Source organism: Mesorhizobium sp. L103C131B0 (assembly GCF_000502275.1).
Lineage (GTDB): Bacteria > Pseudomonadota > Alphaproteobacteria > Rhizobiales > Rhizobiaceae > Mesorhizobium.
The window spans coordinates 151,611-165,283 of sequence record NZ_AYXC01000009.1 but is presented as its reverse complement, the minus strand read 5'-3'; the positions used below and the strand labels follow the sequence as shown (position 1 = coordinate 165,283).

The 13,673-nt window shown below is 63.1% G+C and carries 13 protein-coding genes; 5 read left to right on the top strand and 8 right to left on the bottom strand.

Annotated elements, in window-relative coordinates:
• Positions 1-36: 36 nt before the first annotated feature.
• The 4 genes from X730_RS147675 to X730_RS147690 form a co-directional block, all read right to left on the bottom strand.
• Positions 37-1,506 carry a UdgX family uracil-DNA binding protein gene (locus tag X730_RS147675; RefSeq protein ID WP_023826668.1) on the bottom strand — a complete coding sequence of 490 codons (1,470 nt, stop codon included), beginning with the start codon at positions 1,504-1,506 and terminating at the stop codon, positions 37-39.
• Positions 1,507-1,508: 2 nt separating this feature from the next.
• Positions 1,509-2,744: a putative DNA modification/repair radical SAM protein gene (locus X730_RS147680; RefSeq protein WP_023694722.1), complete on the bottom strand. Its 1,236-nt coding sequence runs from the start codon at positions 2,742-2,744 to the stop codon at positions 1,509-1,511.
• A gap of 119 nt (positions 2,745-2,863) precedes the next feature.
• Positions 2,864-4,249 (bottom strand): glutamine synthetase family protein, encoded by a 1,386-nt coding sequence (locus X730_RS147685; protein WP_023695949.1) that lies wholly within the window; start codon positions 4,247-4,249, stop codon positions 2,864-2,866.
• A gap of 35 nt (positions 4,250-4,284) precedes the next feature.
• A complete protein-coding gene (locus X730_RS147690; protein WP_023711330.1) occupies positions 4,285-5,667 on the bottom strand; it encodes an aspartate aminotransferase family protein in 1,383 nt (460 codons plus the stop codon).
• 155 nt (positions 5,668-5,822) lie between these two features.
• Between X730_RS147690 and X730_RS147695 the strand changes: the two genes are divergently transcribed.
• Positions 5,823-6,275 carry a hypothetical protein gene (locus X730_RS147695; RefSeq protein ID WP_023683507.1) on the top strand — a complete coding sequence of 151 codons (453 nt, stop codon included), beginning with the start codon at positions 5,823-5,825 and terminating at the stop codon, positions 6,273-6,275.
• A gap of 1 nt (position 6,276) precedes the next feature.
• Here X730_RS147695 and X730_RS147700 read toward each other — a convergent pair whose 3' ends face one another.
• Together X730_RS147700 and X730_RS147705 are read right to left on the bottom strand one after the other, a co-directional pair.
• On the bottom strand, positions 6,277-7,251 hold the full coding sequence (locus tag X730_RS147700) for a WD40 repeat domain-containing protein (RefSeq protein ID WP_023711331.1): 975 nt from the start codon (positions 7,249-7,251) through the stop codon (positions 6,277-6,279).
• 249 nt (positions 7,252-7,500) lie between these two features.
• On the bottom strand, positions 7,501-8,556 hold the full coding sequence (locus X730_RS147705) for a GTP-binding protein (protein WP_023755789.1): 1,056 nt from the start codon (positions 8,554-8,556) through the stop codon (positions 7,501-7,503).
• A 416-nt stretch (positions 8,557-8,972) separates the two neighbouring features.
• Here X730_RS147705 and X730_RS147710 point away from each other — a divergent pair, with 416 nt between their 5' ends.
• On the top strand, positions 8,973-9,443 hold the full coding sequence (locus tag X730_RS147710) for a MarR family winged helix-turn-helix transcriptional regulator (RefSeq protein ID WP_023694717.1): 471 nt from the start codon (positions 8,973-8,975) through the stop codon (positions 9,441-9,443).
• A gap of 26 nt (positions 9,444-9,469) precedes the next feature.
• Here the strand turns inward: X730_RS147710 and X730_RS147715 are convergent, their stop codons facing one another.
• A complete protein-coding gene (locus X730_RS147715; RefSeq protein ID WP_023826667.1) occupies positions 9,470-10,333 on the bottom strand; it encodes an AraC family transcriptional regulator in 864 nt (287 codons plus the stop codon).
• Between the two features lie 46 nt (positions 10,334-10,379).
• Here X730_RS147715 and X730_RS147720 point away from each other — a divergent pair, with 46 nt between their 5' ends.
• Positions 10,380-10,787, top strand: a complete 408-nt coding sequence (locus tag X730_RS147720; RefSeq protein WP_023683511.1) for a DUF2000 family protein — start codon at positions 10,380-10,382, stop codon at positions 10,785-10,787.
• Here X730_RS147720 and X730_RS147725 read toward each other — a convergent pair.
• Entirely contained in the window at positions 10,784-11,572 is a 789-nt protein-coding gene (locus tag X730_RS147725; protein ID WP_023683512.1) for an alpha/beta fold hydrolase, read from the bottom strand. The genes X730_RS147720 and X730_RS147725 overlap by 4 nt on opposite strands.
• 128 nt (positions 11,573-11,700) lie before the next feature.
• Between X730_RS147725 and X730_RS147730 the strand changes: the two genes are divergently transcribed.
• A complete protein-coding gene (locus tag X730_RS147730) occupies positions 11,701-12,603 on the top strand; it encodes a LysR family transcriptional regulator (RefSeq protein WP_023826666.1) in 903 nt (300 codons plus the stop codon).
• Positions 12,604-12,784: 181 nt separating this feature from the next.
• On the top strand, positions 12,785-13,669 hold the full coding sequence (locus tag X730_RS147735; protein WP_032910109.1) for a DMT family transporter: 885 nt from the start codon (positions 12,785-12,787) through the stop codon (positions 13,667-13,669).
• Positions 13,670-13,673: the final 4 nt, after the last annotated feature.

Here is a 13,673-nt window from a genome sequence, read left to right as displayed (position 1 = left end):
CCGCGGATGACGATGTCGCTGAGGCTTTCGCTCATCTCACGACCCCATCAGCCGCTTCACCTCTCTCATATCCCTGAGAAACCGCTCGCGCTCTGCCTCCTTGTCCGCGGGCTCATGAATACGCAGAATAAAGGAGGGGTGGATGGTGATGAACACGCGCAAGCCATCCTCGCGTTCGATCAACTGGCCGCGCATTTTCGTCACGGCAATGGCCTTGCCCAGCAGCGACAACGCCGCCGTTGCCCCAAGCGCCACGGCGAGGTCCGGCTTGATCAGCTCAAGCTCCCGGCCGATCCACCAGCGGCAGGCCTGGACTTCGCCGGTATTTGGCTTCGAGTGGATGCGGCGCTTGCCGCGCGGCTCGAACTTGAAGTGCTTGACGGCGTTGGTGACGTAGACTTTTTGCCGGTCGACGCCTGCGTCATCGAGAATCGCATCGAACACTTTGCCCGCTGGCCCGACAAAAGGTTTGCCGGCGAGATCTTCCTGATCGCCAGGTTGTTCGCCGACGAAGACCACTTTGGCGTCATCCGGCCCCTCGCCGAACACGGTCTGTGTCGCGTCGCGCCAGAGCGGGCAGCGACGACAACCCTTTGCAGCCTCGCGCAAATCGGAAATCGTCTTGGCATCGTCTTCATCCGGCGCCTCGGCCGGCTCGGGCTTCGGCCAATGTCTTGCCTGCAGCTTGGCGTGGTGCGGCGCCGGCGTTGTCGGCAGTCTGGCAATCATATCCCTGGCGGCCTCGTCCGCTCCTGCGATCAGATCTGGAATGAGCGAGGCCTCGGGAAGGTTCCGCCAATATTTCTTCGGCATCTCCTTCTGCATCGCCTTCACCTTGAGCCGCGCCGAGTTGAAGATGTTTTCGAAATAGGTCAGCCACAACGCCTCGGTGTCGTCCTGATCGGGTGCATCGCCCTTGGCCGCACCCGGCCCGATCGCCAGCCTTTCGCCGTTCCAGTCGGCGGAGGCATAGGGCGTCAGGATGGTCCAGCGCATGCCGGTGAACCGCCGGACGAAGAAATCCGCGTTGCGCTCGACAATGAAATGCTCCGGCTCGAACCAGGCGACGTAGCGCTCGTTCTCGCCGTCGCCGATCTTCCGGAAGCGTACGAAGGCATGCATCTTATGGCTGTCGCGCCGCACCGCCTTTTCCATGGCTTCGAGCCGCCTGGTGTCGGGATCGGATGCGATCGCCAGCAGTTTCGGCTCGGTGCGCAGGCGCCAAAGCATCCAGTAGAGAAAGGCAAACCGGCCGGGGTCGGAGTGGCAGAAGGCGGTTTCGGCATGGGCGATGAACTCGCGCGGGACGGTAAGCTGCGCGCCCTCTGGCACCGCCGGCAAGGCATCTTGAGGATCATTGGCGTCGGACCCGACACCCCAACTAATATCCTCAGGTCGGACCTCATTCAGCGCCAGACGCCGTGCCGCATCGCGCCAACCGGCGAAATCGGTCTGGCTCGCTAGCCGGACAGTGTATCGGGCAAGGTCGAGCTGAGCCGGCTGCATGGTCAAAACAGCGACAGTTGTTCGCAGGACTTTACGATCGTGTCGCGCAGGCCTGTCTTGTCGGTGAGTCCGCCCGGCGACCAGCCTTCGGCGATGATGAAGGGCCTCAGCTTGGCGATCGAATGGCAGATCCGTCCGACATCTTCCAGCCGCATGCGTCGGTGGCGGCGGGTTTCAAGGATCTTCGCCACCACCTTGGTGCCCAGACCCGGAACCCGCAGCAGCGCTTCGCGGTCGGCGCGGTTGATGTCGACGGGAAACCTCGCCCGATTGCGCAAAGCCCAGGCGAGCTTGGGGTCAATGGCGAGATCGAGCATGCCGTCGCTGCTGCCGGCGAGGATTTCCGGCTGCGAAAAGCCGTAGAAACGCATCAGCCAGTCGGCCTGATAGAGCCGGTGCTCGCGCATCAGCGGCGGTTTTTGCAGCGGCAGCGACGATGACGAATCCGGGATTGGGCTGAAGGCGGAATAATAGACGCGCCGCAGGTGATAGCTGCCATAGAGCCGCGCGCTGGTGTGCAAAATGCCGTCGTCGGATGTTTTGTCGGCGCCGACAATCATCTGCGTCGACTGACCTCCGGGCGCAAAGCGTTCGCGCTTCTTGGTCCTCAGCGTCGGCTCGGCTTTTTCCTCCATCTTCCGGCGCAGGTTCGCCATGGAAAGCCGGATCGTTTCCGGCTTCTTCTCCGGCGCCAGTTTCTTGACGCCCTCATCGGTCGGCAGTTCGACGTTGATAGACAGCCGATCGGCGTAGAGCCCGGCCTGCTCGACCAGTTCGGCCGAGCTTTCCGGAATGGTCTTCAGATGAATATAGCCGGAGAATTTTTCGTCCAGCCGCAGCCGCCGCGCCACTTCCACCATTTCGGCCATGGTCTCGTCCGGGGAGCGGATGACTCCTGAGGACAGGAAGAGGCCCTCGATGTAGTTGCGCCGGTAGAAATCCATGGTCAGCTTCACCACCTCGTCGATGCTGAAGCGGGCGCGGCGCACATTCGATGACGAGCGGTTGATGCAGTAGCTGCAATCGTAAATGCAGAAATTGGTCAGCAGGATTTTCAGGAGCGAAATGCAGCGGCCATCCGGCGCGTAGGAATGGCAGATGCCCATGCCTTCTGTGGAGCCGATACCGCCGGATTGGAGCGAATCCTTCTTCGCCGAGCCGGACGAGGCGCAAGAAGCATCGTATTTGGCGGCGTCAGACAGGATTGCCAGCTTTTCACGGACGGTGGGTGCGCTCATCCGTTCATGATATGTTCTTGAAGGCTGCAGCGCCACCTCATTTGATGCAGGCGGCGAAAAAGTAATCGCCGCCTGATCGTCGGGCTAGCAGGACGACTGCCCGAGTTCCAGGCGGTCTCTCAGACCTCGTGGAGGTAGAGGTGGTAATCTAGCTCGCTGACGGTGCGGGCGACGCGCAGATACTCCGACTGCTTGATCGCCACGAAGGTGCGATGCAGATCCTCGCCAAGCGCTTCTTTCAGGAAGCTCGATGCCCGCGCCGCCTCGATCGCAGCGCGCCAGTCGACCGGCATGGTCGTGCGCGTGATGGCGGCTTCATAGCCATTCCCAGTGGTTTCGGGGCCGGGGTCGAGGCCTTCATCCAGACCCTTGATGATGCCGGCCAGCACCGTTGCCGCGATCAGGTAGGGATTGGCGTCGACACCCGACGGCCGGTGCTCGATGCGCCGGTTCTTGGCGTCGCCCGCCGGGATGCGCAGCGCCACCGAACGGTTGTTGACGCCCCAGGTCGGCGCCACCGGCGCATAGGACTGCGAGACGAAGCGCCGCCAGGAATTGGCGTGCGGCGCAAACACCAGCATCGATTCGGCCATGGTCTGGATCAGCCCGCCGAGCCCCTGCAGCAGCGGCAGCGACCAGCTTTCGCCGCCAGCCTCGGCAAAAACGTTGCGGCCGTTCTTGTCCTGCAACGAAACATGGAAATGCATGCCGGAGCCGGCGTATTTTTCGATCGGCTTGGCCATGAAGCAGGCGGTGACACCATGGCGGCGCGCCTGCGCCCGCACCAGCCGCTTCAACATGACGAGGTCGTCGGCCGCCCGCATGACATCCTTGCGATAGTTCAGCGTCAGCTCGTACTGGCCGGGCGCGTATTCGGAAATCACCGTTTCGGCCGGAATGCCTTGCGCCTTGGCCGCGGCATAGATGTCGGAAAACAGCGGCTCCATGCCGTGCAGATGGTCGACGGAATAGACTTCCGTCTTGGCCGAGCGGCGGCCGTCGAGCACGGCGTCCGCCGGCTTTACCTTGCCGTCGGCGTCACGCTCATTGGCAAGCAGGAAAAATTCGAGTTCGAAGGCGCCGGCGGGATAGAGGCCCTTGGCCGCCAAGATGTCGACCTGCCTGGCCAGCGCCAGCCGTGGGTCCGACGACATAGGCTGTCCCTCGAGATGGTACATCGCCATCAGCAACTGGCCGCGCGGCGGGTTCGTGCCGTAAAGCGGCACCAGCGTGCCGGGGATCGGCCATGCCCTGAGATCGCCGTCTCCAGTCGTCCAGATCAGCCCGGTTTCGTGCACATCCTCGCCGGTGATGTCGAGGCCGAGGATCGAGATCGGCATGTGGCGGCCGCCCTCGAAGATGCTTTTCAGCTCATGCCGGCGCACGATCTTGCCGCGGCCGACCCCGTTGGCGTCGGTCAAGACGATATCGAAGGCTTCGATTTCGGGATGGGCGTCGAGAAAGGCTTGCGCCTCGGCGGGCGTCGAGCCCGAAGGTGAAGTCATGATTAGTGTACTCGAGTTTGGCTTGGCAGCTTGTCTCATGCCGTCAGCCTTGCCGCAACCGTGGCGAAGGCGGTGATCAGCCGGTTGACCTGGGCGCCGGTGGTGGCCGGTGAGATCAGCATCATGTTGTGAAAGGGCGCGATCAGCACGCCCTGGTTGACCAGCGCGACATGGATAGCCGCCTCAAGCTCCGGCGCATGGGCAGTCTCGGCTTCGGCGCCGTTCCTGAGCGGGCCAGGGGCGCAGATGAACTCGACGCGGGCGCCGACGCGGGCGACATGCCAGGGCAGATTGTAGCGATCGATGACGCCGGTCAGCCCGGCATCGAGCCGCAGGGCGAGGCGATCCATCCGGGCATAATTCTCCTGCGTCATCACCTCTTCGAGCGTTGCGCGCATGGCTGCGAACTGCAGCGGGTTCGCCGACAGCGTCGTGCCCATGCCGGAATAGCCCGGCTCCTTGGTTCGGTTGTAGTCGGCATAGCGCGAGGCGACCTCGTCGCTCATGCCCCACACGCTTGCCGGCACGCCACCGGCGATCGGCTTGCCCAGCACGAAAAGGTCGGGCTGCAGCCCGAATTTTCTGGTGTAGCCCCCTGGGCCGGTCGAGATGGTGTGGGTCTCGTCGATCAGCAGCAGCGTTCCGGCCGCGCGCGTCAGTTTGCGCAAGGCGTCGTGAAAACCCGGATCGGGCAGCACCATGCAGGAATTTGTCAGCACCGGCTCGGCGATGACGCAGGCGACATCGCGGTCGGCGAGCGCCGCTTCCAGTGCAGCAACATCGTTGAATTCGATGACCTTCGCCGTCCTGGTCAGGTCGCGGAATTCGCCCGCCAGGCCCGGCCGGTTGACAGCTTTGCCGTCGACCAGCCGGACCATCGTCTCGTCGACCGAGCCGTGATAGCAGCCGTTGAAGACCAGGATCTTTTCCCGACCGGTGATAGCGCGGGCAACACGCAGCGCGAAGCGGTTGGCGTCGGTGGCGCTGGTGGCGATCTGCCAGAACGGCAGACCGAAACGCTGTGTGAGCAGCGGCCCGATGGCCAGCGCATCCTCCGAAGGCAGCATATAGGTCAGGCCGCGCCCGGCCTGGCGGCGGATGGCGCGCGCCACCGGCGGCGGCGAATGGCCGAACATCGAACCGGTGTCGCCGAGGCAGAAATCGTCCAGCCTGTTGCCGTCGATATCCGTGATGGCGGCGCCCTTGGCGCTTTCGACCAGGATCGGGAATGGCGTCGGCCAGTCGTTCATCCAGTGCATCGGCACACCGCCGAAGAAGCCTGGCAGGCCGTTACCGACCTTGGCCTGCGATTTCGGCCGCGCCTTGCGGAAGGTGTTCGCCTCGCTTGTCCGCAATGCAGCGATGCGGTCACGGCTGATACCGCCAATGGACGCCTTTGAACTGTTCGTGCTGTACATGAAATCCCTCTCGGCCGGCACACTACCCAATTGGCGACGGCAACCGCAATTGGCCGTGTTGGTGCGCTGCATTGGGTCAGCAGCAAGTTCGGCAGACTTGACCTTCCGGCGCAGTCGGGCGCCAATGCGATCGGGTCTGTGGTTTGGGGAGAAAAATGCGGACGATCATCTGCGCTATTGCGCTACTCTTGTCGGCCGCTGCGGCTTCCGCATCGGGCGGCGTCTGGTGTTCCGTCGATGACAAAGCGGTGCAATTCGAGGTCGGCGCCGGGGTCACCAGAGGTATGGGCGGCCCGACCTTCAATTTTCGCGGCGATCTCGAGATACTTGGCCGGCCGGAAGGCGACAGTCTGCGCAAGACCGTCTTCGAGGATTCCGACCTCACCCAGTACTGGCTGGACGACAAGGAGTTGCGGCTGAACGTCTACCACGAGCATCAGCTCGGAGATAAATTCAACTCTGTCGAACTGACGATCCTGACCAAGACCAGTGACGAGGGCGTCTATGACGGCCGGTACACGCTTGCCGTCTACGACAACGCCGCCGACACGGAACAGGACGGCAAGCCGAAAGAATTGACCGGCAAGGTGTCGTGCGGAGCCGAATAGGTCACGCCGAGATATCGATGACGCCGCAGTCGCCGGCGGCACTGCCGAAGGCGACCCGGCGCTCTTCCTTGTCCCACATCATCGCGGTGATGGCGCCCATGCCTGGGCGGCGCAACAGCACCTCTTTGGCATCGGTAAAGCGCACCGCCATGACCATGCCGTCATCATAGCCGACGGCGACGACATCCTGGCTCGGATGGCAGGCAACCGATGTCACCATGGCGTTGCCGCGCGTGCCGAGCTCCAGCGGCGCCTTGCCCATCGGGCCGTCCTTGCCCGAAAACGGCCAGACGATCGCCGCCGGCGCGCCGGAACTCGCCAGCCACTTGCCCTTCACGCTCCACGACAGGCTTTTGACCTTGCCGGGATAGCCGGTCATGCGCATGTGCTTGCCGTCGGCGAGCTTCCAACCATGCAGCGCGTTTTCCTGCATGGTGGTGACGAGGAAGGCGCCATCCGGCGAGAAGGTCACGCCGGTATGGGCGCCGGCCCATTCCAGCTCCACCGGTCTGCCCTCGGCGGCCGGGAAATGCAGCGTCGCGCCATTGTAGCGGGCGACGCCGAAGCGCATGCCCTTGGGGGAGAAGGCCAGCCCCTCGACCGAACGTGGATGGGCAAACTCTTTGGTCTTGCCGTCGGCAAAGCGCACGAACGCAGTCTTGCCTGTGGCATAGGCGATAGCGCCTTGCGGCCCGGCGGCGACGCTGGTGATCCACTTCTTGCCGGCGCTGGCGAGTTCGCTGACATTGCCGCCGGCGGCAACGGCAAAAATCTTGCCGTCCTCGCCGCCGGTGATCAGGCGGTCGTTGGCGGCGTCATGGAACGTGGAGAGCAGGCCGTCATTGGCCTGAATTGTCTTGTGGCCGTTGTCGAGCCTATGAACTGTCCCATCGGCGAGCGCAAAATGCGGCACGTTGTCGAGGAAGACGGCGGCAAGGCAGTGACCTTCCAGGTCGAGGGGAGCAACTGTGGGCATCAGGACCATTCCAATGAAGCTGTCACCACTCCCGGGAAGCCACTGAGGCGGCCAGGCCTGGCGTCAACCTTCTCCCCTTGTGGGAGAAGGTGGATCGGCGCGCAGCGCCGAGACGGATGAGGGGTGTTGAACGGATCGCCGTCGGTGCCGAGCTGGAGCACCCCTCATCCGACCTCGCTTCGCGAGGCCACCTACTCCCACAAGGGGAGAAGGTTGAGCGGGCAGCGCTAGCGCCATAGAGTCCGGAAATCAAGCCGCCTGGCAGGCGTCAAAGCTCTTCTTCAGCCGTTCGGCGTCAAGCTCGCGGCCGATGAACACCAGCCGGCTCTCATGCTTTTCGCCGTCTTTCCAGGCGCGCTGGTGGTCGCCTTCGATGATCATGTGCACGCCCTGGATGACATAGCGCTCGTCGTCGCCCTTGAGCGCGATGATGCCTTTCAGCCGCAGGATGTTGGGACCTTCCATCTGAGTGATCTTCTCGATCCACGGGAAGAATTTCTTCGGGTCCATCTCGCCGCCGCGCAGCGACACCGACTGCACGGTCACGTCATGGATGTCGGAGGGATGCGCGTGATCGTGATGATGATGGTCGTGATCATGGTCGTGGTGATCGTGCCTGTCATGGTCATGATGGTCGTGATCATGATCGTGCGCCTCGAGGAAATGCGGGTCGTTTTCCAATGCGCGCGACAGGTCGAAGGCGCCGCGGTCGAGCACTTCGGACAGCGCCACGCCGGCGCGCGTGGTGCGGTGGATCCTGGCCGCCGGGTTGATGGCGCGGATGGTGGCCTCGACCTTGGCCAGTTCTTCGGGCGTCACCAGGTCGGTCTTGTTGAGCACGACGACATCGGCGAAGGCGATCTGGTCCTCGGCTTCCTTGGAATCCTTCAACCTGAGCGGCAGGTGCTTGGCGTCGACCAGAGCCACGACAGCGTCGAGTTTGGTCTTGGAGCGCACGTCGTCGTCCATGAAGAAGGTCTGCGCCACCGGCACAGGATCGGCGAGGCCGGTGGTCTCGACGACGATGGCGTCGAAGCGGCCGGGACGGCGCATCAGGCCTTCGACGACGCGGATCAGGTCGCCGCGCACCGTGCAGCAGACGCAGCCATTGTTCATTTCGTAGATTTCCTCGTCGGATTCCACGATCAAATCATTGTCGATGCCGATCTCGCCGAATTCATTGACGATGACGGCATAACGCTTGCCATGGTTTTCCGACAGGATGCGGTTGAGCAGCGTCGTCTTGCCGGCGCCGAGATAGCCGGTGAGAACGGTCACGGGGATTTGCGTCTGTGCTTCGCTCATATCTTGCCTCGAAATGGCTGGGCCACGGAATTGCGGGCCGCAAGAAGGGATTGTTGGCATATAGGATGTGTGCCGGCCTTTTGCACGAGGCAAACCGCTTGGGTGTTTGACCCAGGTTGACGAAGCGGGTGGGTAGACCGAGAGGCCGAGTGCGAGGGATGCCGACCATCAACGTGTCGCCGGAAACGCCTCTTCATTGACCTGTGCTGAGCCGCGCCGCGTCAAACCGTTGCAATCGCCTTGGCGGAAACTCGTTTGTCATCTAACTGAAATAAACATCTGGCATCACCATTTCGAGCACCACAAATGCTTGCCGGCAAAGCTGTTTCGAAAGCCGGAATGTTTTTGATCGTCGATTGCCAACCGGCCGGCTGCGTCTATGCTGCACGCACCGGTACGGCCGAAGAGGGATCACCATGGCCAAGGCGGACAAGACTGCAACGATGAGCCGGCTGCATTCGGCGGCAAGGCTGGCAAGGACCGCGCTGGCGGCGCGGCTTCTGGCGCACGGCTTCTATGCCGGCCAGGACCAGATCATGCTGACGCTCGACCGCGAGGACGGCCAGACGCCCGGCAATCTCGCCGGCCGCCTGGGCGTGCGCCCGCCGACCATCACCAAGACCATAAACCGGCTGCAGGCCCAGGGCTTTTTGGAAAAGCGCGCCTCTTCCGCGGATGCACGCCAGGCGCATATCTTTCTCACCGACACCGGCCGCGAGATCATCCACGCCATCGAGAAGTCGGTGAAGAAGACCGAAAAGCAGGCCTTGAAGGGCCTCGACAAGAAAGAACAGAAGACGCTGTTCAAGCTGCTCGCCCGCATCGAGGCCAATTTGTCGAACGAGGAGCTGGTGCTCGTCGACGACGACGCCGACATCGACGACTGACCGGCACGGCGGCCGCGTGTCTTGAGCTAGGCCGCCACCGAAGGGCCGCGCACCAGCGCCGACCAGCGGCCGGGCGTCAGGCCGAATGCTTTCTTGAAATGCCTGTTGAAATGGCTCTGGTCGCTGAAGCCGGCGCCAACGGCAATCTCGGCCAGCGGCTCGCCCACCTCGATCATCCGTCTTGCCTTTTGCAGCCGGCGCATCAGCAGGAACCGATGCGGGCTGGTGGAATAGGTCGCGCGAAAATGGCGTGACAGCGCATAGCGGTCGAGCCCGGTGACGGCTTCCAGCTCATCGGAACGAACGGACCGCTCCGCATTCTCCTCGAGATAGCCGCGCGCCAGCGCTGCCGCACGTGAGGCCGACCTCCCCATCGGCTTTGCTTTCTGTCCCGCATGACGCCCCAGATGCTGCGCCAGCTCCGCAACGAAATCGGCGACGAACAGCTCGTCCAGTTCCTCATCGAGCGGCGACAGGGCCGAAAGCAGCGTGCCACGCAAGGCAGGATCGCTGACCACAGCATCCCTGACGAAAGGCAGCGGCGCGCCGTCGAGGCAGTCGAGCAGCAGTGACGGCTCCAGATAGAGGATCCGGTAGCGCAGACCATCCTCGGTCCCGGCGCCGCCATCGTGCACTTCGTCGGGATGCAGCACGATAACCTGGCCGGGCAGGCTGTGGTTGACAGTGCCCCTGTAGTGGAAGCGCTGCACACCGGAAAGCGTCACGCCGACGGCAAGCGTATCATGACGGTGCAGGTCGAAGGCGTTGCCATGGAAATGCGCCTCGATGCGCTCGATGCCAGCGGTAACAGGCGCCGAGACGATCCGGTCTTCATCCGCGCACGAACGTTCAAGACCCTGCGTCGCCTCACCTTCTAGATCGTGCGTCATCACCTATCCCTGCCCTTCATGGGCGTGCTCCGGAGTCCTCATTTTGGTGTTCGATACGAAATTTGCAATCGTGCTGCGGGACGATCTCGCCGTCTGGCAAAAGCTCAACGTCGCCGCCTTCCTGACCAGCGGCATCGTCGCGCAATTCCCCGCCATTATCGGCGAACCCTACCGCGACCGCGCCGGCAACCTTTACAATCCTCTGTCGATCCAGCCGGTCATCGTGCTTTCGGCCGATGGGCCGACGCTCAACTCCATCCACCGGAAGGCGCTGGAGCGGGGCGTGACGGGGTCAGCCTATGTCGAGGAGATGTTTGCCACCGGCTTCGATGCGGCCAACCGCGCGGTCTTCGCCGAGTTCGGGCCTGAGGACGCCAAGATCGTCGGCATCGCGCTGCGTGCCGACAAGAAACTCGTCGACAAGATCACCAAGGGCGCCCGCATGCACGCCTAATTCAGCAGGAAGCGTGTAACGGCGCTCATGAATTCAGTCGGCCGCTCGACGTTCAGCATATGGACGCCCGGAAGCAGTGTAAGCGTGGCGCCGGGGATGCTGGCTGCGATCGCCTCGCTGTGGCTTGCCAGCGTTACCTTGTCGTCTTCTCCACCGATCACCAGGGTGGGCGCGGTAATGAGGGAGACAGTCCGGCGCAGATCGCAATCGCGTACGGCGGCGAAGCATCCCGCGAGACCTTGGGGCGGCGTCGCCAGGACCATCGCGCGGAACGCGTCGACGGTTTCGTTTGGGCCGGCAAGCATCGAGGCGGGAAACCAGTTGTGCATGAACATGTCCGCGGTGGCCGACATGTTGCTCGCTGCAAGGACAGTCCTGATCTGCTCATCAAAGTAAGAAGCCGGCCCGAGATGCGGCGAGGTGTTGGAAAGGATGAGACGCTCGATGCGCTCCGAGGCATGGATACCCAGCCACTGCCCTACGAAGCCGCCCAGCGACAGCCCGCAGAAATGCACGCGGGCGATTTGAAGCGCATCCAGCAGCTCAAGGACGTCGCGGCCCAGCCGATCAAGCGAATAGGCTCCGGCCGGAGCATCGGAACTGCCGTGGCCGCGCAGATCATAGCGCAGCACCCGGAAAGATCCGGCAAGTTCCGCTAGCTGCCGGTCCCACATATGCAGGTTCGTCGCAATGGAATTCGAGAGCACAAGCACAGGGCCGGCCCCCGCCAGCTGATAGGCGATCCGGCAGCCGTCGCCCGTCGTAAAATAAAGCGTGTCAGTCATCTGGTCCTCATCTCACCCTGGCGAAAGGAGTTAGATGCTCCCGCCGCCCTTTGAATGAGCCACCCTAGGCCTCGTAATTATCCAGGAAAATTACTATGATTGGACAATCTCAGTAGGTTTTGGCGATAATGAATGGTCTGAAACTCCACGACCTACGGTGCTTTGACGCCGTGGCAAGCGAGGGCAGCTTCCAGGCGGCCGCCCTTGCCTTGAACCGATCGCATCCATCCGTCTTCGCCGCTGTCGCACGCCTCGAGCAGTTGCTCAGGCTCACACTTCTCGACCGCAGCGGATATCGGGTGGGGCTGACGGAGGCGGGCCGCGAGTTTCACGCGCGAGCGCAGCTGACATTGCGCGAGCTCGACCATCTGCGAACCTATGCGGGCCAGTTGGCGAGTGGCGAGGAGACGGTCCTGCGTGTGGTCGTGGGTGATCTCTGCCCGCGACCGCAAATCCTGCCTATGCTCAGCGGCTTCTTTGCCGAACGCACCGGGACACGCCTGCACCTGGAGTACGAGGCGGTCGGCGGTCCGCTCGAACGGTTGATGGAAGGAGAGGCTGACCTCATCTTCCATCGCGCGGATCCTTCCGATCCGCATCTCGAGCGGATCCATCTCTGCGCGGTGCCCCTCGTGCCGGTGGTGGCGCCTGGGTTCCTTCCGTTCGCGCCTGGCCGCGAGATTGCGCCGGAGCAGATGCGGCCCTTCACCCAGTGCGTGATCCGCGACACGGCGCGGCGGCCGTCGCCGGAGAGCTATTTCCTCGTCGACGGTGCGCATCAGTGCTCGGTGCCGGATCATCTGATGAAGAAGGAACTGATCCTTCACGGATTGGCCTGGGGCCATCTGCCGGCATGGCTGATCGAGGACGAACTGCGGGATAGGAGGCTGATCTCGATCGCTGGTGCACATCTGCCCGGCCGGACGGAGACCCTGGCGGCGGTGCGCCGGCGCGACCGACCGCACGGACCCGTCGCCCAGGCGTTGTGGCTTCATCTCCAGGCGCAAGTGGCATCCGGCGAGGCGCTTTAGCCGGCATAGGATCGGCCCGCGCTGAGCCTGCGCGCGGCTCCTGTTGTGCCAGTCGCTTTTGGCTTGCCGGGCGCAGGCGATTGCCGCAAAGGTTAAGCGTTGATCCTCCCTGCCCGGCCTGACATTGAACGTTCCCGCAAAATCAGACGAAAGCGCAACGCCGCCCGCGGCGATGCTGTTCATGCTTTCGACCTATGTCTTTTTCACCTTTCTCGACACATCGAGCAAATATCTGGTGCTGGCCGGCGTCTCGGCGCTGATCGTCGCCTGGGCCCGCTTCACCGTCCATGTCCTGCTTGTCGGCGTCTTCCTGCGCGGCTGGCGCGAGCCGTCGCGCTTCCGCGCCAACAATTTGCCGGCCCACATCCTGCGCGGCGGTCTGCTGTTCGGCTCGACGATGTGCAACGTCATGGCGCTCAAAACGCTTCAACTGGCCGAGACCACCTCGATCTACTTCTTCGGGCCGATGGTGATCACCGCCCTTGCCGGACCGCTGCTTGGTGAATGGGCCGGCTGGCGGCGCTGGCTGGCAATCCTGTCGGGCTTTGTCGGGGTGCTCGTCATTACAAGGCCGGGCATCGGCGTGTTCGGCATCGGCCATCTTTTCGCGCTCGGCTCGATGCTGTCGAACAGTTTTTACGTCATCATGACGCGGCGGATGTCAGCCAGCGAAACCTCGGAAAGCCTGATCCTGTTTTCGGCGCTGGCGCCGGCCGTGCTGCTTCTGCCGATGCTGCCGTTCTCGCATGGGCTGCCGCAGGATGGCTGGCACTGGTTCATACTGGTGATGCTGGGCGTGTTCGGCGCCGGCGGCCACTGGCTGCTGGTGCAGGCCTACCGCCTGGCGACCACCACGGCGCTGGCGCCGTACCCCTATTCGCAGATGGTCTGGATGATCCTGTCCGGCTGGATCATCTTCCACCAGTTCCCCGACCGCTGGACGCTGGTGGGTGCAGCCATCATCGTCGCCAGCGGCCTTTACATCATCCATCGCGAGCACCGTTTGCGGCTGCGCAATCGCACGACCGTCGATGTCGAGGCGGAGGCTATGGCGAAAAAACTTTGATTTG